Genomic DNA, 23,713 nt, shown 5'->3' on the forward strand with positions numbered 1-23,713 from the left:
TTGTAGCATTAGGCGGTACTAATTTGAAGTACCGCCTAACACTTATTTTTAGTAATGTGCACTCATGATGTTGTATGAAATTTAGTGTTATGCAGATTGCAAGTTTTCTACTTCTTCATCTCTTTTCTTGCTATTACGGAAGACAAAGTAGAATCCAGTAGCAATACCTAGTATTAGAAGAACATCGATAACAATTGTAATAACTATCCATTGAGGCGTATCAGTAGATAATCCACCTTCAATTGCATCACTGTTTGCAACAGTGTATAAAATATTTTGAGCAGAATCTCTTAATGCCCACAATGTATCGTTGCTGCTAGTATTTACTTCTGGTACACCCATTGGTGCAGCACCAGTAAGCATTAAGTCATTTCCGTTACGAACAGCAAGTTCAACATTCATGTAAGGATATGCATTTATACCCCCACCATTCATATAGAAGTCTGTAATAACATGACCAGCAAAGCCCCATTCATTACGTAGAACTTCTTTAAGAAGACCGTCGTCTGCACCCGCCCATTTGTTACCGATACTGTTGAATGAAGACATGACAGCCTTTGCTCCGCCTTCTTTAACAGCAATTTCAAATGGCTTTAAGTAAACTTCACGGATTGCTTGTTCATTACTCCAAGTTAACACACCAAGAGTACGGTTTTGTTCCTGATCATTCAATGCAAAGTGTTTGATATATACATAGCCACCATGGCTTTGGAATCCTTTTGTTACTGCTGCTGCCATCTTACCTGAAAGAACTGCGTCTTCTGAATAATACTCAAAGTTTCTTCCAGCGAATGCTGTACGATGTACGTTCATCGCGGGAGCATACCATCCAACAACTCCATATGCCGTAGCTTCAGCTCCAATATGATCTCCCATCGCTTCTGCAAGTTCTAGGTTCCATGTTGATGCAATCATTATTTCTGAAGGGAATGCAGTACCAGATTGTCCGTTCGCAGCCATATTCATATTATTAATTGCGGCAGGTCCATCATAATCTAATGTCGCAGGCTTTCCTACAGACTTTATTTCTACTGTTCTATATCCACCTAAAGTTGATAAACTTACTAAATCATCAACTGATAGCTGGTCAAGTAATTCGTTCCAAGACTCATCATTGATGTCAACACCAACGTAATCTTCAAGCTTTTTGCCATTATCAGCTCCTGTTGTAGGTGCTGCATCGTTTGTATCAGCAGGTACATCGTAGCGAATTCCATTAATTAAGTTAACAAAGTCAGAGTCTACTACTTTACCTTTTACTTCTTTAGTAGCACCATCGGCAGTAGTTACTGTAAATGTCTCAGTTTTATTAATATCTGCAAGACCAGCAAATTCGTCAGATCTTGTAAGGTATGTTGATATACTTCCTTCACCAGTTACCTCATCATCAAACTGATTCACAGCTACTTGCTTATCCGTTGAACGTCCTGAATCATAGACAACTTCAGAAAGATCTTTAGATCCAACGTCTGCGATTTTATCATGAGAGTTATTCATAAGCATTACCTTGTATTCGCCTGCTTCAAGTACGTATGCACCAGTGTCACTGTACTCTTTATTAGCATCGTAAGAAGCCATGTCTTCAACTTTAAAAGTAAGCGTTACTGTTTCTGTTTCTCCCGGCTTAATTACATCTGTTTTTTCAAACCCAACTAAATCAACTGAAGATTTTTCAATTTTTCCAGTATAAGGTGCTGAGAAGTATAATTGAACAACTTCTTTTCCTTCTACTGAACCAGTGTTTGTTACCTCAACATCAACAGTTACTTCTGTGTCAGTCCAATTTAAGCTTCCTTCTACAACTTCTTGTTCAAAGCTTGTATAGCTTAAGCCATAACCAAATGGGAATTGGACTTTTTCTTCATAATTTATTGCACCTACTGCAGCTGCAGTTTCATAGAAACGGTATCCAACATAAATACCTTCTGTATAATCAACATATTTTAATAGAACATTACTTGAGTCTACTGCTTGTGAATATGTTCCATCTTCGTTTTCAATTACGTAATCAAAGTCACCAAAGTTAGCCATTGCAGGAGAATCTAGAAGATCTTTTGTATATAGGTCAACTGTTCTACCAGATGGACTAACTTCACCAGAAAGGACTCTTCCTAATGCATTAAATCCATTTTGTCCTGGTCCTGCAACATTCATGATACTTTTAATTTGGTCGTACTCTTCAACCCAACCAAGTTCAAATGTGTTGGCACTGTTAACAATCAGGATAACGTTATCAAATTTTTCTGTTACCGCATCAATCATGCCTTGTTCTCTATTGGTAAGTTCTAGATAATGTTTGCTTGCATCTAAATCATCTTCATTACCAAATTTTTGACCTGTTGCACCAAATGGACCACCCTCAGGGTCAAATGTGTCTGGGCCATCCATACTGCGTGGAAGATCTGCACCCTCTCCACCTGAACGTGCAAGGAAAATAACTGCTACATCTGAATACTCTTTTGCTTGTTGCATTAACTCATCTGTGTAAAATTCTGATGGTTTTGGTTCTGGAATCGACCAGTCTTGCCCATCCATTCCTACAAGTGGTCTTTCAAGACCTGTTTCAACATAAGCATTGTATAATTCCTCATTAATTTCCAAACCAGCTGCTTCAAGACCAGCTTTTGGTGTAACTGCTTTCGATGCATCAGATGCACCTGAACCAGTACCACCGTAAATTGGATTCGTAAAGCTCCATCCAAATACGTTTACTTTTGTATTTTCAGTTAAAGGCAAAGCGTTTTCATTGTTTTGTAAAAGGACAATACCTTCATCTGCAATCTGTTCAACAACTAGCTCTGAAGCTTCACGTGCTTTTACAGCTTCTGCACTTTCTAGATCGATTGTTGAAAAATATGATGAAATAACGTCAGAGAAATAATAAAGTGCGACGTTAGCACCTAACACTATAACAAGTAGTAACGATAATACGGAATTCCATACAATACGAAACTTCTTCTTGCTCATTTTCTTCTTTGCCATATGGTTAACCCCCATAAAATGTTTAAAATAATTGCTTACGTTTTTCGTAAATGCAGTTCTGAGACTTACCCTCCTTTTCGCCATGTGTAAAGCGCTCTCATATTTTTCACAAATAAACTTCTTTCCTGACTGTGAATAATATGTTTAGGGGATAAAGCGTTTTCTTTTGATCTATCATAGTTTCAACTTCCCCTACTGCTTTTACAACGAAATCGTAACATATAAATTTCTTCATGGAGAAAAGCCCGCATAAACTGTTGGTATTTTTGCATGAACTGTAAGTTAAAAAATAGAAGAGGCTTGGATATGCACTTTACTCACATAATCCAAGCCCCACATGGTTTTACTTTCACTTTTATAAACCTTAACACTAGGTTAATAGTGGCATTAATATCTTCAGTTCAAACCAATTGTCTTTTTTAACCACACTAACCACACCATCGTACTTTTGAACAGTGTACCGAATACTTTTTAGTCCATAGCCACGATTAAACGAATCCTTCTTAGTAGTCACTGGTAAGCCTGCTTCTAGTTTAAGCTCTCCTTCAAAATAATTTTCAAATCGAATCATAAGGAATTTTTTTTGAGTAAAAACCGAAACATGTATTAATCTTTTTTCAATCTCATTGATTTGTTGAACATACTCGATCGCATTATCCAGCGCATTTCCGAAGATGGTGCAGATGTCAACTACATCCATACCGTTAAGCAATTTACCGTCAGCTACACAGGTCAAAGTAATATCATTCTTAATACAGTGGAGGTTCTTACTTGTAAGGACCGTATCCAAAACATGATTTCCTGTCTTGTTTTGTGCTTCATAAAACTTAATTTCATTTTCCATCTTCTCTAAAAATTCATTTCTCTTATCAGTATTTTCTTCTGCTCTAAGCGCGATAATTTGATTTTTTAAGTCGTGGTATTTATAGTTAATAATTTCTATGCTTTCTTTTGATAGTTGATATTGGGCATATTGATTCTGCAGTATATCTTGTACAGCCTTAAGTTCGTGTCTAGTTCGCAGTTCATTTATTTGTAAATGGTACGCATATAGGATCGACAGTCCTCCCAGATCAACTAAGGTCCTAATATTAAGTATTTCTTGTGCGTACTGTCCGCTAAAAGGTGTCCTAGAAGTTACAAAGCTCAAATTACTAATTCCAAATACCGCAGCCCCGGTGATCACGGTTGACCAAAATTCCCGCACCCTGATATTTAGCTTTTTCTCTGTTGGGATATGTCTCCTTTCTAGCATCCATATTGATACAAAAAGAATGGCATACACAAAAAATAATAGTAACAGCTCTAGGAATATGTCATTTTTTTCACCTTTCCAAAAAAAGAAATGCACCTGCCATTCTAATGAAGCTACAAATTCTGCGGCAACAAACGCTCTAACGCTAAAATACCCTGCTTCAATCATACTTATATCGCAGCTCAAATATATGAGAAGAAACATCATCCCCATGGCTGTAACCATACTTGGAATCCAAAAAACGATTGATAAATCCTTTGTTAATACTAAAAAAACAGATTGAACTATGAGGGCTCCACTCGAAAAAACAACCAATCTCCAACCAGTTAATTTCTTTGCTAAGATTGATATATATACGATACAAGCTAGCCACTCAGCTAATGCCGTGTATAATCTAGGGATATCAGGAAGAACATCGTTCATTTAATCACCTCACCCCAATAATGAGTTAAGGCTTCCATAAACGCTTTCTTTTTATTCCGGCTAATAAGGAGTTCCTTTCCCCCTACTATCGCACAGCTATCGTTCATTCCTTCTACATGTTCTAGATTTATCAAGTAGCCTTTATTTCCACGAAAAAAACTAAAACTTGATAATTGGGTTTCTAATTCCTTCATGGTTCCTGACGTAACAAACTCTCCCGATTTCGAACTGAAAATAAGGTTGTGTCCTTGACTCTCAACATAATAAATTTCAGAAACCCTAAAGCGTTGTACTCCACCTTTTACTCGAATCGTTAAATAATGATCTTCCCGCTTTTTCATTCGATCAATTGCGCGATGCAAGCGTTGTGAAAACTGAAAATAAGAAATCGGTTTTAACACATAATCTAAGGCATTAACGGCATATCCTTTGATTGCATACTGAGCCATATTGGTAATAAAAATAATGACCACTTCTGAATCCACTTTTCTAATTTCTTCTGCAGCTGACATTCCATCCATAAAACGCATTTGAACATCCATCAATATAATGTCAAATTGCGCTTGATAGTTCTCAACAATTTCATCTCCATCGGAAAAAGTCTCTGTTTCTATCTTTTCACCTATTTCTTTTTCAAACCGATGAAGAAACTCTATCAACTGTTCCTTATAACTAATGTCGTCTTCGACTATTGCAATTCGTATCATAAAGTACCACCTTCCACTGGTGATTTGTTAAATGTAAGAATATAGTTTGCCAGTGTTTTTCCCCAATAAAATAAATATTTCATTATTACTTCATCCCGCCACTTAAAGAAGTGAGGCTTATTATGAATAAAGATAAAGTCATATTATACTAGATTTGTTACAGGAACAAGCCATTTCACTAATTTGTTAGTATCTAACAAAAGGCTATCGATTTAATTATGTCGCCGTTTATGAATAAAAATAGACGAGCAATACTTTAGCTCGCCAATTAACATACTATTTCAAAACAAAAGATAGAAAGTCCAACTTCCCGCTGCCTTTAAACGTAAAGTAAAGTGCCTGTTTACCATTTTCTATCGTTATCTTATCTGTGAAAAGAGTAAAATTCTTACTTGGTGAAACCGGTATACGTGCAATTGGTTCTGAGTGGAGAGCTAGTGATACAGTGATATACCCTCTAGCATTTCCACGGCATTGAATAGAGATTTCTTGTGTATCTTGCATCATAAAATATTTAAATCCGGCTACTGCTCCATCTCTCATATTTGCAATATATTGATCTGGATTGTTATTTCTGTCTTTACCACTTTGAGTAAAATATGGATGATCTCTAAAAGTTATATTTCCAAAATAGACACCATATCTACCTGCACCATTACCTGACATTAGGTGGCATGCAATTCTTGCTTCGTACTCACCTCTCCCACGAAGGGGGGCGTTGTTTAGTCCACAACTGGTCATTTCTACTTGTGGAATAGAACCATCATCTTTGATCTCAATTGGCTCAGCAAGGGCTTGTCTAGAGTAGTGGTGTCTGTTGGTTTGTCGATGATGAAAGACATACCACTGGTTTTTTATTTTTACAATACTACCATGATTGTTACCAATATAATTATAAGCGTCTTTATCATCGCTACCGCCATTTATGTAAAGATCACCATTACTAACAATCGTCCCTCCATATACAAATCCACCAGTTGGATTCTTGCTTGTTGCATAACAAAGTTCATGTCCGTTTATCGAAGAGTAGATAAAGTAATAGGTATCTCCTATTTTTCGAATCGAACTCGCTTCAAAAAACTCATGGCCTTCAAATCCAGTTCCTTCTGCTTCGCCCACTTTATTAAAAAGGAGCTTCGGCTCTCTAATTACTGTCTTCATATCTGGATCGAGCTCAATGACATATCCACCATAAAATGAACGCTTTCTGCCTCCTGTGATAATTGCAGGTACATCCTTTTTAGGAGCAAAACCTGAATATAGATAAACTTTCCCATTATCATCAACAAGGACGCCCGGATCAAACTGAAACGGATCTCCCTTTTTTGAGGAAAGGACTGTACCATCTGGGTAACTCACATATCCGTAGAACTCATATGCACCTGCAGGTGTATCACATACAGCAATAGCAATTTTACTAAAGAAATTAAGAGCATAGTAAAGATAATACCTTCCATCCGGCCCTTTGGCTACATCGGGTGCATACAATTGAAAGATCCCCAACTTGTTCATAGGATCCTGGTTTTTCCGATAAATTACTCCTTCGTATCTCCAGTCACTTAAATCATCGACGGGCGCAGACCAGCACACATAATCATTCATACAAAATAGTTTTCCATTAAATCGGTCATGAGAACCATATACATACACTCTGTTTCCAAAGACATAAGGCTCCCCATCAGGAATATATTCATAGCTTGGTAGGTATGGATTAAACACTTGTTTTTTCATTTTTTTAGACTTCCTTGTTTAATAGGTTGATTTACATTATCTAACTTCAGCTTTGCATTTAAGGTCAAACTGCTCGCTTTATTTTAGTTATTTATAAAAGTAACATTAAATTAACTATTTATATATATAAAATAAAGGAGTTATTATGAACAACCGAAGTGTAGTACCGTAATAACCCAAATAAAAAACTGGCCTATAACGGATTATAAGCCAGTTTTTTTATTATTTAACTCTACTTTTAATCATTCACCAGTTTCAGCAAAGTGTTTAATTCTATCACCGACTTGGTCACGAACTCTTTGAAACACTGCCCATTTTTCATCTTCAGTCCCTTGAGCTTTTGCAGGGTCATCGAATCCCCAGTGATCACGTTTTACATGCGGTGGTGTCATTGGACACTTATCTGCAGCGTCTCCGCATAATGTCACTACAAAATCAGCATTGTTTAGGATTTCAGGATCAATAATATCTGAAGTTTGGTTGGAAATGTCTATCCCCACTTCATTCATTGCCTTAACAGCATTTGGATTCAAACCATGTGCCTCAATACCAGCACTTAATACGTTCCACTCAGCTCCTAGATATTTTTTTCCCCATCCTTCTGCCATTTGGCTTCTGCATGAGTTACCTGTACATAAAAAGTAAATCGTTTTTTTCGACATATTGGATATCTCCTTTATCGTTTAATCAAATTGGGGTGAGGCTTGCCTAGTTTTAATCTGGAAAGCTAGGCATTATAATCATTAAATAATCAGCAACCAAATATATAACCCCACTAATGTGATAAATAATGTTGGAATAGTTAAGATAATACCTGTTTTAAAGTAGGTTCCCCAGGAGATTTTAACTCCCTTTTGTGAAAGTACATGTAACCATAAAAGAGTTGCAAGAGAACCAATCGGCGTGATTTTCGGACCTAAATCTGAACCAATTACATTTGCATAAATTAGCGCTTCTCTTACTACACCAGTTGTATTCGTATCTGCTATTGCAAGAGCGTCTATCATTACAGTCGGCAAGTTATTCATAACAGATGAAAGAATTGCTGCAATGAATCCCATTCCAATCGTTGCAGCGAATAATCCCTGGTCTGCTGTTACCTGAATAAGATTCGCTAGTAAATCTGTAAGTCCAACATTTCTTAATCCGTAAACGACTACATACATACCTATTGAGAAAAACACGATAGCCCACGGGGCACCTTTTATTACGGTACGTGTGTTTACGGCAGTACTTTTTCTAGCCATAAGTAAGAAGAAGAATGCTACAATACTTGCGATAATTGAAACTGGAATACCCGTAAATTCACTTCCAAAGTATCCGATAAGTAGTATTCCTAATACAATCCAAGATAGTTTGAACATTTTTAAGTCTCGAATTGCTTCAACCGGCTTTTTCAATTGAGTCATATCGTAATTCTTCGGAATAGACTTACGGAAAAATAGATACAAAACGAAAATACTCGCCGCTAATGAAAAGAAGTTTGGAATGATCATTCTTGAAGCAAACTCTGCAAAACTAATTCCAAAAAAGTCTGCTGATACGATGTTTACCAGGTTACTAACGACAAGTGGCAGAGAAGTTGTATCTGCAATAAATCCGCTAGCAATGATAAATGGAAAGACCATTTTTTCATTAAAATTAAGGTTTCTAACCATCGCCAAAACGATTGGAGTTAGTATTAGTGCTGCTCCGTCGTTTGCAAAGAATGCCGCAACCAATGCTCCTAATATAGATACATATACAAACATTCGCACTCCATTTCCTTTTGCAGCTCTGGCCATGTGAAGAGCTGACCACTCGAAAAATCCAATCTCATCTAGAATTAATGAAATAATAATAATGGCAATGAATGTTAATGTTGCATTCCAAACGATTGATGTAACGTCTATTACATCTTTAAAATCAACCACACCTGCAAGTAAAGCTAAAATCGCTCCACCACATGCTGACCAACCTATCGATAACCCTTTAGGTTGCCAAATAACAAATATTAGAGTTAGTAAAAAAATCACTGATGCTACGACTACTGAAGTCAATTTGTTTCCCCCTATTACTCACACGAGATGCGCAATCCCTGTTCTTCTAGTTCTTGTAATTTATAACCTTGATTAGGTAGATGTTCTAAAAGGTTTTGTACCAACGGATAATATTCACTACCTTTATTAAGCGAGTAAATAATCCATTGTCCTCTCCTTTTTTCATGGACAATTCGAGCATCCTTCAATTTGCGTACATGTTGGCTAATTGCAGGTTGACTAGTTTTGAATATCTCCACAAATTCACATACACAACAATCATGATTGTCTAGAATACTTACCATCGCAAGCCGTGTTTTATCTCCTAATAATTTAAGTATTGATGCTGCTTTATCTATTTCAATTGTTGATACGTTCATATGTACACCTCCTACACTTAAACAAGTCCTAACGTATAATAATTTACTTATATAACCGATGATGTTTTATATATAGTTTCTATATTCGTTGCTCTATTTAAACAAAATAACTACATAAGCAATTACTTATATAATACTTTGCTTATATATTGAATTCAATAGTTTTTTACTTAGACAATGCTATTTAATGTCTTGGAGCAAATAGCATCACAGACACACCAATTAAACAGATGCCAGCACCCACCCAATCATACAAATCAGGTGTTTTCTTATCAATTCCCCAGCCCCATAAAACGGAAAGGAAAATAAATACCCCACCGTATGCTGCATATACTCTACCGAACGAAGGAAAACTTTGAAACGTAGCGATCACACCATATAGAGCCAATGCAACTCCACCACCTATTCCCCAATAGAATGGTTTACCTTCTCTTAACCATAACCAAATAAGATAGCCCCCACCTATCTCGGCTAGTCCAGCTAAAAAAAATAATATAATTGCAGAAATCATTAGTATACACCTCGGATTTTTACACTTAGTTACTTCATTAGATCATATAAAATTCCTAAAATAAAATAAGGCACAAACTTTCCAAACGGAAAATTTATGCCTTATATAATAAGTGTGTTAACCACCAATATATGTATTTGGTGGAGACGGTGGGACGTGCTTTTCCATGCTTTCGTCATGGCACTGACTATATCTTGAACCTGCAACTACAGGTCCTCCGGCGTATTATGCGAAATATAATTTTTACCCTGTCAGGTAGGATTTCGCATCCTAGTACTACCACATACTGTGGCAGCCTATAAGTCGATACACGGCTGTTAGATTACTCTACATACCGCTCGGCATTGCCTTATCGTATCAAGTACGACTTAGGTTTCACCGATAAAGCCGGATTATCACTTGTGTGTTACCACACAAGGCGACTAATTACTAATCGAACCCACGTCCAAAGATATCGTGACTTAAGCATCTACGAGTGTAGTCGATATATTAGCATTTCGCTAACTTATCAGCCTATCGACAGGCTTCCAAGCAGCTAGTCTGGTTTTGCTCTTCCTTTGTCCTCAGACGGCGAACTCCGGCGTAGCCCACTTAGAGTGAGTCCCTGATCCTACCACATGGGCGATGGAGGGAGGAACCGCTATAGACTGTTATTAAGCAGCTAAAGCGAAGTTGTTGTTTTCTTTGCCAGTTATAGGCGTTGACGTTTTAACGAGGCCGATCCCCTCGACTCGCAACCTAAGCTCGAACTACCCCTGTCGAATCCGTAGCGTCCCCATTATAAAATGACTCCTGGAGAACTTAATCACCAGTCATCTGGGTGTTCGGATGAAGTGTTCTTGCTTTTGTTGACTATTCAGTTGTCAACTACAAGACTTATTATAACATAAGCAATGCACTTTTCAATTGTAAGTTATTGTAAACTACATTTTCTGTCTTTCGCGGAATGCACGCTCTATGTCACGTTTTGCTTCTTTTTGCTTTAGGTCTTCACGTTTATCGTACTTCTTCTTTCCTTTACCAAGACCCAATAAAAGTTTGGCATATCCATTTTTTAGATAGATTTTGATTGGCACAAGTGCATATCCTTCTTCTTTTGTTAAACCAATTAGTTTGCTGATTTCCTTTTTATGAAGCAGCAGCTTTCTTGTACGTAGTGGATCATGATTATAGCGATTACCTTGTTCATAAGGGCTAATATGCAGGTTATAAAGAAACATCTCCCCATTATGAACGCGGGCATATGAATCCTTTAAGTTTGCACGGCCATTTCGGAGTGATTTGATTTCTGTTCCTTGAAGAACGATACCTGTTTCATATGTTTCTTCGATAAAATAATCATGATTTGCTTTTTTGTTTTGTGCGATTACTTTGCCTATACCTTTTGGCATATTAACTTCCCCCTTAAGACGGTACCTATTATTTTAGCAAAAATTGGACGAATTCACAAGAAGGAGGGAAGTGGAGTTCATGTTGGGATTGGCAAAATTACGTGATTTTTGCTAAAAACCGTAAATTTTAATTAAAAACCGTATCTCCTGATTAAAAATCGTAAATCGAAATTAAAAACCGTATTTGCTAATTAAAAATCATAAATCCCAATTAAAATTCATAATCCGCCAAACTTAACACTTTTTCGCCCAAATCAATAGCCAAGGTGCCCCAAATTGAGACACCCCGCCACATTTTATCGATTTCGCTTCTTCTTTTTCTTATTTTTCTGCTTTGGAACGTTTTCGTAGTGTTTCTTTTTCTTACGGGGCTTGCGTGTTGACCACTCACCATCTTTTTCACTACGGTTGTTCGTATCTTTTTTATCATCTTCACCAGATTTACGGCGGCTTCTTCCTTTTTGGGCCTTGATAATCTTTGGTTGTTCCTTAGAAAGTGGTCGACGGCTTCCCTTCATTCCAACAACCTCAAAATCAACCGACCGCTCTTCTTTATTTACATTGATGACTCGAACTGTAATCTCATCCCCGATACGGAATACATTCCCGGTGCGTTCTCCAATCATTGCATAGTGACGCTCATCATAACGATAATAGTCATCCGTTAGGTAGCTTACATGAACTAGGCCTTCAATTGTATTAGGCAGCTCTACAAACATTCCGAAGTTTGTCACGGAGCTAATAATACCATCATATTCTTCGCCGATTTTGTCCATCATGTACTCGGCTTTCTTCATGCTATCAACTTCACGTTCAGCCTCAACCGCACGGCGCTCCATATTGGAGGAGTGATCTGCAATTTCAGGAAGCTTTTCCTTCCATTTGCTTTGTGTCTCATTGTCGACTTTACCATTTATTAAATACGTACGAATTAAGCGGTGTACAATTAAATCAGGGTAACGACGGATTGGTGACGTAAAGTGTGTATAGAAGTCTGTTGATAGACCAAAGTGACCCACACTTTCTGGGTCATATTTCGCTTGCTTCATGGAACGAAGCATAACGGTTGATACAACCATTTCCTCCGGCTTACCTTGCACTGCTTCGATTACTTCCTGCAATGCACGTGGATGAATCGAATTTCCAGAACCTCTGACGATATAGCCGAAGTTTGTAATGAACTCTAAGAAGCGTCTTAGCTTTTCTTCATTTGGATCCTCATGGATACGGTAGATGAACGGCACATTCATCCAATGGAAGTGTTCAGCTACTGTTTCATTTGCTAATAACATGAATTCTTCGATGAGTCGTTCTGCAACTGAACGTTCTCGTAATACAACATCAGTTGGAGTACCATCTTCTGTTACAAGTACCTTTGCTTCTTTAAAATCAAAGTCGATTGCACCACGATTCATACGCTTTTGGCGAAGAATTTCAGCAAGTCTTTCCATGTCTTCAAACATTGGCACAAGTGGCTCATAGCGTGAACGCAGTTCCTCATCCTTATCTACGAGAATGCTATTTACATCGGCATACGTCATTCGTTCTGTTGTTTTGATTACACTCTGGAATATGTCATGTTTTACAACCTGACCGGCAGAATCGACTTCCATTTCACATGATAGTGTTAATCGGTCCACCTTCGGATTTAATGAACAAATTCCATTAGATAGACGATGTGGAATCATCGGAATTACTCGGTCTACTAAATAAATACTTGTTGCACGGTCACTTGCTTCCTTATCAATTGGAGATCCTTCTGTTACATAATGAGTTACATCGGCAATATGAACTCCTAATTTGTAATGTCCGTTATCTAGTTTAGTAACAGTTACTGCATCATCCAGGTCCTTTGCGTCTGCACCATCGATTGTAACAATGACTTGATCACGTAAGTCGCGTCGATTATCAACTTCTCTTGGATCTATCTCATCTGGCGTGTTATTCGCCTGGTCAAGCGCTTCTCTTGGGAACTCTTGTGGAAGACCGTGCTTATGAATAACTGATAAGATATCAATACCAGGGTCGTTTTTATGACCAAGGATTTCTACTACTTCTCCTTCTGCACTCATTCGTCCTTCTGGATAGGTAACAAGCTTTACAACAACTTTATGACCCTCTACAGCACCACGAGATGCCTGTTTTGGGATAAAAATGTCGTTTACAATTTTTTTGTCGTCAGGTATTACAAACCCAAAGTTTTTGCTTTCTGTATATGTACCAACAACGTTTTTCACACCGCGTTCAATAATCCTAACAATAGTTCCTTCTTTTCGCTGTCCGGACGATTCTGTACTGATTCGTACAAGTACAATGTCCCCATGCATTGCATTTTTCAGCTCATTTGGTGGAATAAATACATCTTCCTGACCTTTGTCTTCAGGAACAACAAATGCAAAACCTTTTGCGTGTCCCGTAAGCTTACCACGTACAAGATTCATCTTTTCAGGTAAACCATAACGGTTACTTCTTGTTCTAACTACTAATCCTTGTTCTTCCATAACAACTAAAGCTTTTACAAAGTCTTTAAACTCAGATGAATCCGCGATTCCAAACGCTTCTTCAAGCTCTTGTACGGTTAAAGGTTTGTAGGCTTCTTCCTTCATAAACGCAAGTAACTTTTCAATATGGATTTGTATGTCTTGATCCATTTTCTGCCCTCCTCTTTCTTTTTACCAATCTAGTTGCTCTAAAAATTCATAGACGTCTTCATGTAATTGTTCTTTTTCTTTATCTAGGGTAATCACATGCCCTGATTCTTCATACCATTTAATTCTTTTTAGGTCTGATTCAACAGCTTCATAAATAATATTTGCGCTTTCGGTATTAATCATATGATCATGGCGTGCCTGTACAACGAAAGTTGGGGAGTAAATCATATCAACATTATCCCGGACTTCCCCAATTAAATTTTGAAGTGCTTTTAGTGTCTGCATTGGTGTTTTTTGGAACTCTTCCATTTCCAGATCAATTTGCTCAGCACTTTTACCTTCAAAACGCTTATACTCTTTAGCATAATCAAGAATACCTTGATACATAACCTCTTCACTTTTTATATGCATAGGTGCACACATCGGTACGATACCTTTTATAGGTACAGTGTAACCTAATTTAAGGGAAAATACCCCGCCTAGTGACAATCCGGCAACCGCAATACTTTTATGGCCTCTATCTTTTAAAAATTGATAGCCATTCATTACGTCCTGCCACCAATCTTCAGGTCCAGTGTGAACGAGTTCTTCAGGTGGTACACCATGACCCTTGTATTGTGGGGCATGACAAGTGTAGCCTTTCTTCTCTAAGAATCTTCCCAGCATTCGAACATCTGCTGAATTACCTGTAAAACCATGTAATAATAAAACGGCCCTTTCTCCACCTTCAAAGGTAAAGGGCTTTGGTGCAACAATCTTCATTATGTAAAACTCCTTTAGTATAGGTACTATTATCCGATACTTATTTTACGTGTATGTAATGTATGATTCAAAGATCTAGCTTGCAGGATCAATCTATTTCACTTAGTTTGCTCATTTACGCATTATTGATGAGTATAACTACACTTAAAAAATAAAGGGTTAGACAGATACTTGTCTAACCCTTTTGTGTGTAATTTTATAATTCGAAATAAGATACAGCGATTGTAAGAACAAAGAATAATACCGCAAGAACAACTGTAACGCGATGTAAAACTGCATCTAGGCCACGAGCCTTTTGTTTTCCGAATAACTGCTCAGCACCACCAGAGATTGCTCCTGATAGTCCAGCGCTTTTACCAGATTGTAAAAGTACGACAACAATTAACCCAATACAAACAATTACTAGTAATGCAACAAGGATTGCATGCAACATATAAAACTACACCTCCTGAAAGAACGCAAATGACGTTACAATAAATGTACCACAAAATGCTACTGTGGACAATACTGCATTTTCTGACTTTTATACGCCGGAATTTTCCATGTGATCCTATCAATAAATACATGGTAAAGGAACATATTAAGGATGATAACCTTGAAAGGAATGAGCATAATGATTAATCAAGATTATGATGCAATGGTAAAAACCGCTAAGAAACACATTCCAAACTATTTAGGTGAGAATACTCAGGACCCTAAAAAAACGAAAAAAAGACAAAATAAGAAAATGGAATCTTAAGTAACATAGAGCATAAAAAGAAAGAAAACGACAAGCCCAATGCTTGTCGTTTTTTCTATTTTAGAATTAGATAAAAAAGTTATAATTTATTACTTAGATTTTTGTGTCTAGCTCCAGCGCCTAGCCCCTCGAGGTCGCTTCACCCCTCCTGCGGCGGCAACACTAAGGAATGCTTCGTGAGGTTAATCCTCGCAGGAAAAAAGCTTTGCTTTTTTTCGAGCCTCCTCGTCAGGGTTCCAGCGCTTGTCGGACTTGCACAGGACAAGGAAGGCTACGGCAGCATAGACATCGCACGAAGAAAATGCACAGCATTTTCGAGGATGTGCTGACATCGACGTTCGCCACAGGACGTGGCGGCTTTTAGTTGATGTTCCTTTTTTCAAGGCGCTTGCGCTTTTCTTATTAGCCTCTTAAGTTATAGAATGCTTTTTTACCAGCATATTGAGCCATATCAACTAATTGATCTTCAATACGTAGTAATTGGTTATACTTCGCAACACGGTCTGTACGTGATGGAGCACCAGTCTTGATTTGACCAGCATTTGTTGCAACAGCGATGTCAGCAATTGTGCTGTCTTCAGTTTCACCAGAACGGTGAGAGATAACTGCTGTGTAACCAGCGCGTTTTGCCATTTCAATTGCATCAAATGTTTCAGTAAGTGTACCGATTTGGTTTACTTTGATAAGGATAGAGTTAGCAATTCCTCTTTCGATACCTTCTGAAAGCTTTTTAGTGTTCGTTACAAATAAGTCGTCTCCAACTAATTGTACTTTTTTACCAAGACGTTCGGTTAGAAGTTTGTGACCTTCCCAGTCGTTTTCATCTAAACCATCTTCAATTGAGATGATTGGGTATTTGTTAACAAGGTCTTCATAGAAAGATACCATTTCTTCAGAAGTAAGGACTTTGCCTTCACCTTTAAGATGATATTTTCCGTCTTCTTTGTTATAGAATTCAGAAGAAGCAGCATCCATTGCAAGTTTTACTTGCTCGCCTGGCTTATAGCCTGCTTTTTCAATTGCTTCAACGATTGTTTGAAGAGCTTCTTCGTTAGAACCAAGGTTTGGCGCGAATCCACCTTCATCACCTACAGCTGTATTTAAGCCTTTACCTTTTAGTACTGCTTTTAAGCTATGGAAGATTTCAGCACCCATACGTAGTGCTTCTTTGAAGTTTTCAGCACCTACAGGCATAACCATGAATTCTTGAATGTCTACGTTATTGTCTGCATGCTCACCACCGTTGATGATGTTCATCATTGGAGTTGGCAATGTTTTTGCATTGAATCCACCAAGGTATTGATAAAGTGGTAATTCTAAGAAGTCAGCTGCTGCACGAGCTACTGCCATAGAAACACCAAGGATCGCGTTAGCACCTAATTTACCTTTGTTTTCAGTTCCATCAAGCTCGATTAACGCTTGGTCAACAGCAACTTGATCTGTTACGTCAAAACCGATAATTTCTGGAGCAATTAGTTCATTTACGTTATTAACAGCGTTTAATACACCTTTACCTAAGTAACGGCTCTTGTCGCCATCACGAAGTTCTACAGCTTCATATTCACCAGTTGACGCACCACTTGGCACTAGAGCACGACCAAAAGCTCCAGATTCAGTAATTACTTCTACTTCAACAGTTGGGTTTCCACGAGAATCTAGTACTTCACGAGCATATACATCTACAATAATTGACATTTAAAAATCTCTCCTTTGATCCTTAATATACAGGTGTATTTTAACCTATTATTGGAAAATTAGTTATTTTTTAAGTAAAGTAGTTCCAGTCATTTCTGCTGATTTTTCTACTCCAAGAAGATCTAGCATTGTTGGAGCCAAATCTCCTAAAATACCGTCCTCACGAAGTTCAACACCTTCTTTTGTAACAATGACAGGTACCGGGTTTGTTGTATGAGCTGTCATTGGATTGCCTTCCAAAGTAATTACTTCATCAGCATTACCATGGTCAGCAGTGATAATTGCAGATCCACCTTTTGCTAGGATGGCATCAACAATTTCTCCAAGACACTCGTCAACCGTCTCGATTGCTTTAATCGTTGGCTCAAGCATTCCTGAATGTCCAACCATATCCGGGTTAGCAAAGTTTAAGATAATTGCATCATGTTTATCTGCTGCAATTTCAGCTAATAATGCATCTCTTACTTCGTATGCACTCATTTCTGGCTGTAGGTCGTAAGTAGCAACCTTTGGTGAGTTAATTAAGATACGTTCTTCACCAGGGAACTCCTGCTCGCGACCACCACTCATAAAGAAAGTAACATGTGGATATTTTTCTGTTTCTGCAATACGTAATTGCTTTAATCCATTTTGGGATAATACTTCACCAAGTGTGTTATCTAGATTTGTTGGTTTAAAGGCAACATATCCATCTACACTCTCACTAAAATGGGTTAAGCAGACAAAGAATAAATTCTTAGGATGTTTTTCACCACGGTCAAATGATCGGAAATCATCATTTGTAAATGTATTTGAAATCTGAATCGCACGGTCTGGTCTAAAATTATAAAAGATAACTGCATCATCATTCTGAATTGTAGCTACCGGTGAGCCGTCTTCTTTTACAATTACAGAAGGCAGTACGAATTCGTCATGGATGCCATTTTGATAAGAATCCTCAACGCATTCAAGTGCTGTCTTATATGTAGGACCTTCGCCATATACCATTGAACGATACGATTTTTCAACACGTTCCCAACGCTTATCACGATCCATGGAATAGTAGCGCCCTGAAATGGTTGCGATTTCTCCCACACCTAATTCAGTCATCTTGGCATTTAATTCTTCAATATAACCCTTTGCTGTTTGCGGACCAACATCTCTTCCATCTAAGAAGCCGTGAATATAGACTTTCTTAAGACCTTCGGCAGCAGCTAACTTAAGTAATGCATATAGGTGTTGAATGTGACTGTGCACACCACCGTCTGATAACAGTCCGAACAAATGAAGAGCAGTACCTTTTTCTTTCACATGCTTAATTGCCTCAATAAACGTTTCGTTCCTTTCAAACTCACCTTCACGGATTGCCACGTTCACTCTTGTTAAGCTTTGGTAAACAATACGGCCAGCACCTATGTTAAGATGCCCAACTTCTGAGTTTCCCATTTGTCCTTCTGGTAAACCTACTGCTTCACCACTAGCTTGTAATGTTGCATGTGGATAATGGTTCCAAAAACGATCAAAGTTCGGTTTGTTTGCTTGAGTTACGGCATTCCCTTTTTCCTCATTTCGCAAACCAAAACCATCTAAAATAATTAATGCAACAGGCTTTTTACTCATTACTTCCTGCCTCCAAAAGCTTTAGGAAAGAAGAAGGATCTAAACTTGCTCCACCTACTAATGCTCCATCGATATCAGGTTGAGCCATGTATTCTTGAATATTTTCAGGCTTGACGCTACCACCATATTGGATACGAACTGCTTCTGCAACCTCTGATGAAAATTGATCAGCAACCACTTTACGGATATGAGCACAAACTTCATTTGCATCTTGAGCTGAAGAAGACTTACCAGTTCCGATTGCCCAAATTGGCTCGTAAGCAATAACTGTTTGCTTCACTTGATCTTCAGTTAAACCTACTAATGCTTTTTGAATTTGAGTACCTACTAAGTCATTTGTTTGCCCTGCTTCACGTTGTTCTAATGTTTCACCACAACATACAATTGGTACAAGTCCATGTGCAAATGCTGCTAATGTCTTTTGATTTACCGTTTCATCAGTTTCAGCGAACATTTCACGACGCTCTGAATGACCTAAAATAACATAGTCTACACCTATGTCTTTTAGTGCAACAGGGCTAACTTCACCAGTGAAGGCTCCACTCTCTTCAAAGTGCATATTTTGCGCACCAATTTTAAGATCATAGTTACCTTCTTTTACATTTGAAACAAGACGTTCTAAAAATAATGCAGGCGCACATACTACAGAATCAATTTTGTCTGGTGATGGAATTAATCCATTTACTTCTTCTACGAATTGTACTGCTTCTGAAAGAACCTTGTTCATTTTCCAGTTCCCTGCAATAATTGGTTTTCTCATGTTACACACCATCCTTACTACTTTTTTGACTCAGCTAGAAGTCATTTATGTTTGTTAGGGAACTTGTTGGTAGATTACCAAACAAGTCCCCTCAATCTTATTATTTATCGTTTAGTAACACTACTCCAGGTAATTCTTTGCCTTCCATGAATTCAAGAGAAGCTCCGCCACCTGTAGAGATATGACTCATTTTGTCTGCAAGTCCAAACTTTTCAACAGCTGCTGCAGAATCTCCGCCACCAATTACAGAATAAGTATCAGTTGCATCTGCTAAAGCTTGTGCTACACCTTTTGTACCGTTAGCGAATGTTTCAAGTTCAAATACACCCATTGGTCCATTCCAGATGACAAGTTTAGAGTTTGAGATAACATCACGGTACAATTCAGTTGTTTTTGGTCCGATATCTAACGCTTCCCAATCACTTGGAATTTCTTCAATTGGTACAACCTTTGTATTTGCATCATTAGAGAAGTCATCTGCAACAATTACATCAACTGGCATATAGAAGTTAACGCCTTTTTCTTTAGCCTTGTTCATGAATGATGTAGCAAGATCAATTTTATCTTCTTCTAAAAGTGATTTCCCAACCTCGTGACCTTGTGCTTTTACGAATGTATAAGCCAGGCCACCACCGATGATAAGGTTATCTACTTTTTCTAATAGATTATCAATAACACCAATCTTGTCTTTTACCTTTGCTCCACCAATAATTGCTGTGAACGGACGGTCTGGATTAGAAAGAGCTTTTCCTAAAACCTCAATTTCTTTCTCCATTAAGAATCCTGCAACCGCTGGTAGGTGCTCTGCGATTCCTGCTGTTGAAGCATGTGCACGGTGTGCTGCTCCGAATGCATCGTTAACATATACGTCTGCTAAAGCTGCAAATTTCTTCGCAAGCTCTGCATCATTTTTCTCTTCTCCAGGATAGAAACGTACATTTTCTAGTAAAAGAACGTCTCCTGCTGACATTTGCTCGATTACTTGTTCAACTTCAGAACCAAATGCTTCGTCCGTTTTATGAACCTCAATACCTAAGTGTTCACCTAAACGTTTTGCAACCGGATTTAAACGAAGTTCTTCAACTGCTTGCCCTTTTGGACGTCCTAAGTGGCTAGCTAAGATGACCTTTGCGCCTTCATTACGAAGATACTCAATTGTTGGTAATGCTGCACGAATACGTGTGTCGTCAGTTACCTGACCATCCTTCATCGGAACATTAAAATCAACTCTACAGAAAACTCGCTTGCCTTTAACATCAATATCTCTTACAGATTTTTTGTTCATCGAAAGGCCTCCGTTCTTATGTATGATTCCAGAAAAAAGTATAAAGGGAAGGGAACACTCCCTTCCCTATTATAAGGTGAAACTTCAATCATTGGGGTTTTTTTCATCCCCAATGATTGTTAGTTGAACCAATCGGGGTGTTAGCGTCCGTTATCGCCCATCTAAACATCTCGATTCACTCCATGTTTTAAGAGGGAGTATTACGGACGGTTGCACCGGGATAATTGGAAATACTTAGTAAACCAACTTAAATGTGTTTTACTATTTTATGATTGTGATATACTATTTTATTTTATAGACCTTTGCTTGCAATGTATTCAACTAGGTCAACTACGCGGTGAGAGTAACCACTTTCGTTGTCATACCAAGAGATAACTTTCGCCATATTGCCTTCCATAACCATTGTTGATAATGCATCAATAGTTGAAGAGTTTGGATTTCCGTTATAGTCACCTGATACTAGTGGCTCTTCACTGTAACCCATAATACCTTTTAAGTCATTTTCAGAAGCAGTGCGTAATGCTGCATTGATTTCTTCAACTGTAGTTTCTTTATCTAATTCAACTACTAAGTCAACTAGAGAAACGTTTGGTGTAGGAACACGCATAGCTCCACCATTTAATTTACCTTTTAATTCAGGTAATACTAGAGAAACTGCCTTTGCAGCACCAGTAGTTGTTGGGATAATATTTTCAGCAGCTGCACGAGCACGACGATAGTCTTTATGTGGTAAATCTAGAATTTGTTGGTCATTTGTGTATGAGTGAACAGTTGTCATCATACCACGTCTAATTCCAAAGTTCTCATGTAATACTTTTGCAAATGGAGCTAAGCAGTTTGTAGTACAAGATGCATTTGAAATTACATTGTGGTTTACTGCATCATATTTGTCATGGTTTACACCCATAACGATAGTGATGTCTTCATCAGATGCAGGAGCTGAGATAATTACTTTCTTTGCACCAGCTTCTAAGTGTTTCGCTGCGTCTGCACGCTTAGTGAAACGACCAGTAGATTCAACTACTACATCTACTCCAAGGTCTCCCCAACCAAGTTGTGCTGGATCGCGCTCAGCTTTTACTTGAATTTCCTTGCCGTTAACAACTAGATTGCTTCCATTTACAGAAACCTCTGCGTCAAGAATTCCATGTACTGAGTCATACTTTAAAAGGTGAGCTAGCATGTCTGCATCAGTTAAATCGTTAACTGCTACTACCTCAATATTAGGATTTTTTAATGCCGCACGAAGAACGTTACGACCGATACGACCAAAACCATTAATACCAACTTTTACTGCCATTATAATTTCCTCCTTTTATATGTGAAACCATATTGTAGGGGTATTACCCCTTAATTAACTCTTTTGCCGCACCTTCATCTGTTATTAATAATGTGTCAGGTGCTTGTTTTAAGTATGCGTGGATTGCTTTTGCTTTAGATGCTCCTCCCGCTACTGCGATTACGTCGCGAATTCCTTTAAGATCCGTTAATTGAATCCCAATTGTTTGTACCTTATGAACCACATTTCCGTTTTCGTCAAAGTAATAACCAAAGGCTTCTGCAACTGCATTTGATGAGACTATTTTTTTCAAATCTTCGTCATCGGTTTTGCGTCGCTCTGCCATTGTAATAGCGTCTCCTATTCCATGTATAACCATACTTGAAGACTTAATTAAGTTAAGTACTTCCTTTATTGAAGGTTCCAATACAAAGGATTTGTACGCTTCATTACTAACTACATCCGGAACATGAAGAAGACGGTAATCTCCAGAAGCTTTTTCAGCCATTTTTGCACAAATGGTATTCGCTTGGTTTTCCACTCTTTCTCCTAGTCCGCCTCTAGCAGGGACAAACAGAATACTACGACCTTTTGAGTCAGGGGTCATCATATCAGCAACATCAGCGAGTGTTGTACCACCAGTAACTGCGACGATATTTTCACCAGAAAGCCTTTGTTTTATACGTGAAACACAAGCTCTTCCGATTTCTTTTTTCACCCAAGGAAAAACATCACTGTCTCCTGGTACGACAATAACGCCTTTTACGTTTAATTTTTCCTTAAGCTTTGTTTCTAACACTCGTAAACCTAAAACTTCTTTCATAATTTCTTCGAGTTCAACTAATAATTTCTTTCCCTCTTTTGTTAAGGTCATGCCAGATGTGCTAAAATCCACGAGTTTTTGTTCTTTTAAGAATTGGACCTCTGCTCTTAGTACACGCTCACTGTGACCAAGACTAGTAGAGAGACTTCTTCGACCAATTGGTTCCATGAGTCGTATGTACTTTAAAATCTCATGACGTTTCTGCATAACCTCAAGAAGGTCGGGTAATAATTTTTGTTGTACTTCTATGATCGACCTCATGCGCATTTCCCCTTTTTACCATAAGGGACTTCAAATGTCCCGGTGTGACTTATTGTGTCCCACTTACAGTAAAAAAAAACAAACTTTTAATATAAGTACTCGCCACGCTACAAATTCATTTTAACAGTTGATCTTGGATAAAGCAATAAATAAACTGCCTATTTTTTAGGCAGTTCAAAGAGTTGTTCATAAATTAGACTAAGAACTTACGTTTTTTAGAAAATCTGTAATTGTTTCCTTATGGATGATACCGTATTCAACTTCTTTACCAGCTATTTCAATGACTGGAATCATAATTTGATACTTCTCTAAAAGTAAATCATCCTTATAAATGTCTACTTCTTCGATATCTAACGGAAACTCTTCATTAATTTCACGTAAAACATTCATTGCTTTTGTACATAGTGAACAATTTTCTTTTGAATACATAATAACCTTAATCTTTTCCACCATTCACACTT

General features: G+C 37.9%; 20 protein-coding genes and 1 other RNA gene. 1 reads left to right on the forward strand and 20 read right to left on the reverse strand.

Annotation, left to right across the window (positions count from 1 at the left end; translation table 11 throughout):
- Nucleotides 1-87 precede the first annotated feature (87 nt).
- The 13 genes from AB3M96_RS14710 to secG form a co-directional block, all read right to left on the reverse strand.
- Nucleotides 88-2,982 (reverse strand): glycoside hydrolase family 3 protein, encoded by a 2,895-nt coding sequence (locus AB3M96_RS14710; RefSeq protein ID WP_412968385.1) that lies wholly within the window; start codon nucleotides 2,980-2,982, stop codon nucleotides 88-90.
- A gap of 370 nt (nucleotides 2,983-3,352) precedes the next feature.
- Nucleotides 3,353-4,660, reverse strand: a complete 1,308-nt coding sequence (locus AB3M96_RS14715) for an ATP-binding protein (protein WP_412968386.1) — start codon at nucleotides 4,658-4,660, stop codon at nucleotides 3,353-3,355.
- Nucleotides 4,657-5,367 (reverse strand): LytR/AlgR family response regulator transcription factor, encoded by a 711-nt coding sequence (locus AB3M96_RS14720; protein ID WP_412968387.1) that lies wholly within the window; start codon nucleotides 5,365-5,367, stop codon nucleotides 4,657-4,659. Before AB3M96_RS14720 ends, AB3M96_RS14715 begins: the two co-directional genes overlap by 4 nt.
- 276 nt (nucleotides 5,368-5,643) lie before the next feature.
- Nucleotides 5,644-7,098 (reverse strand): family 43 glycosylhydrolase, encoded by a 1,455-nt coding sequence (locus AB3M96_RS14725; RefSeq protein WP_412968388.1) that lies wholly within the window; start codon nucleotides 7,096-7,098, stop codon nucleotides 5,644-5,646.
- Between the two features lie 242 nt (nucleotides 7,099-7,340).
- On the reverse strand, nucleotides 7,341-7,760 hold the full coding sequence (gene arsC / locus AB3M96_RS14730) for an arsenate reductase (thioredoxin) (RefSeq protein ID WP_412968389.1): 420 nt from the start codon (nucleotides 7,758-7,760) through the stop codon (nucleotides 7,341-7,343).
- A gap of 81 nt (nucleotides 7,761-7,841) precedes the next feature.
- A complete protein-coding gene (locus AB3M96_RS14735) occupies nucleotides 7,842-9,137 on the reverse strand; it encodes an arsenic transporter (protein ID WP_412968390.1) in 1,296 nt (431 codons plus the stop codon).
- 14 nt (nucleotides 9,138-9,151) lie between these two features.
- Entirely contained in the window at nucleotides 9,152-9,496 is a 345-nt protein-coding gene (locus tag AB3M96_RS14740) for an ArsR/SmtB family transcription factor (RefSeq protein WP_412968391.1), read from the reverse strand.
- A 184-nt stretch (nucleotides 9,497-9,680) separates the two neighbouring features.
- Entirely contained in the window at nucleotides 9,681-10,007 is a 327-nt protein-coding gene (locus tag AB3M96_RS14745) for a YnfA family protein (protein ID WP_412968392.1), read from the reverse strand.
- A 430-nt stretch (nucleotides 10,008-10,437) separates the two neighbouring features.
- Nucleotides 10,438-10,776: a transfer-messenger RNA gene (gene ssrA / locus AB3M96_RS14750) on the reverse strand.
- Nucleotides 10,777-10,930: 154 nt separating this feature from the next.
- A complete protein-coding gene (gene smpB / locus AB3M96_RS14755; protein ID WP_412968393.1) occupies nucleotides 10,931-11,398 on the reverse strand; it encodes an SsrA-binding protein SmpB in 468 nt (155 codons plus the stop codon).
- A gap of 296 nt (nucleotides 11,399-11,694) precedes the next feature.
- The gene (rnr, locus tag AB3M96_RS14760) at nucleotides 11,695-14,049 is read right to left on the reverse strand and encodes a ribonuclease R (protein ID WP_412968394.1); all 2,355 of its coding nucleotides are present in this window, start codon (nucleotides 14,047-14,049) and stop codon (nucleotides 11,695-11,697) included.
- A 21-nt stretch (nucleotides 14,050-14,070) separates the two neighbouring features.
- Complete coding sequence (locus AB3M96_RS14765) at nucleotides 14,071-14,811, reverse strand: alpha/beta hydrolase (protein ID WP_412968395.1); 741 nt, start codon at nucleotides 14,809-14,811, stop codon at nucleotides 14,071-14,073.
- A 196-nt stretch (nucleotides 14,812-15,007) separates the two neighbouring features.
- Entirely contained in the window at nucleotides 15,008-15,241 is a 234-nt protein-coding gene (gene secG, locus AB3M96_RS14770; protein ID WP_412968497.1) for a preprotein translocase subunit SecG, read from the reverse strand.
- A gap of 183 nt (nucleotides 15,242-15,424) precedes the next feature.
- Here secG and AB3M96_RS14775 point away from each other — a divergent pair, with 183 nt between their 5' ends.
- Nucleotides 15,425-15,550 carry a hypothetical protein gene (locus AB3M96_RS14775; protein WP_412968396.1) on the forward strand — a complete coding sequence of 42 codons (126 nt, stop codon included), beginning with the start codon at nucleotides 15,425-15,427 and terminating at the stop codon, nucleotides 15,548-15,550.
- A gap of 402 nt (nucleotides 15,551-15,952) precedes the next feature.
- Here AB3M96_RS14775 and eno read toward each other — a convergent pair whose 3' ends face one another.
- From eno to AB3M96_RS14810, 7 genes are all read right to left on the reverse strand, one after another.
- A complete protein-coding gene (eno, locus tag AB3M96_RS14780; protein ID WP_412968397.1) occupies nucleotides 15,953-17,245 on the reverse strand; it encodes a phosphopyruvate hydratase in 1,293 nt (430 codons plus the stop codon).
- A gap of 63 nt (nucleotides 17,246-17,308) precedes the next feature.
- Entirely contained in the window at nucleotides 17,309-18,844 is a 1,536-nt protein-coding gene (gpmI, locus tag AB3M96_RS14785) for a 2,3-bisphosphoglycerate-independent phosphoglycerate mutase (RefSeq protein ID WP_412968398.1), read from the reverse strand.
- The gene (gene tpiA, locus AB3M96_RS14790) at nucleotides 18,837-19,604 is read right to left on the reverse strand and encodes a triose-phosphate isomerase (protein WP_412968399.1); all 768 of its coding nucleotides are present in this window, start codon (nucleotides 19,602-19,604) and stop codon (nucleotides 18,837-18,839) included. Before tpiA ends, gpmI begins: the two co-directional genes overlap by 8 nt.
- A 100-nt stretch (nucleotides 19,605-19,704) precedes the next feature.
- The gene (locus AB3M96_RS14795; protein WP_412968400.1) at nucleotides 19,705-20,889 is read right to left on the reverse strand and encodes a phosphoglycerate kinase; all 1,185 of its coding nucleotides are present in this window, start codon (nucleotides 20,887-20,889) and stop codon (nucleotides 19,705-19,707) included.
- 292 nt (nucleotides 20,890-21,181) lie between these two features.
- Nucleotides 21,182-22,189, reverse strand: a complete 1,008-nt coding sequence (gap, locus tag AB3M96_RS14800; RefSeq protein WP_412968401.1) for a type I glyceraldehyde-3-phosphate dehydrogenase — start codon at nucleotides 22,187-22,189, stop codon at nucleotides 21,182-21,184.
- Between the two features lie 43 nt (nucleotides 22,190-22,232).
- A complete protein-coding gene (locus AB3M96_RS14805) occupies nucleotides 22,233-23,252 on the reverse strand; it encodes a sugar-binding transcriptional regulator (RefSeq protein ID WP_412968402.1) in 1,020 nt (339 codons plus the stop codon).
- A 198-nt stretch (nucleotides 23,253-23,450) separates the two neighbouring features.
- Complete coding sequence (locus AB3M96_RS14810) at nucleotides 23,451-23,693, reverse strand: glutaredoxin family protein (RefSeq protein ID WP_412968498.1); 243 nt, start codon at nucleotides 23,691-23,693, stop codon at nucleotides 23,451-23,453.
- Between the last annotated feature and the right edge of the window lie 20 nt (nucleotides 23,694-23,713).

The organism is Ferdinandcohnia jepli, from assembly GCF_047246645.1.
In the GTDB taxonomy this organism is placed as follows: domain Bacteria; phylum Bacillota; class Bacilli; order Bacillales; family Bacillaceae_L; genus Ferdinandcohnia.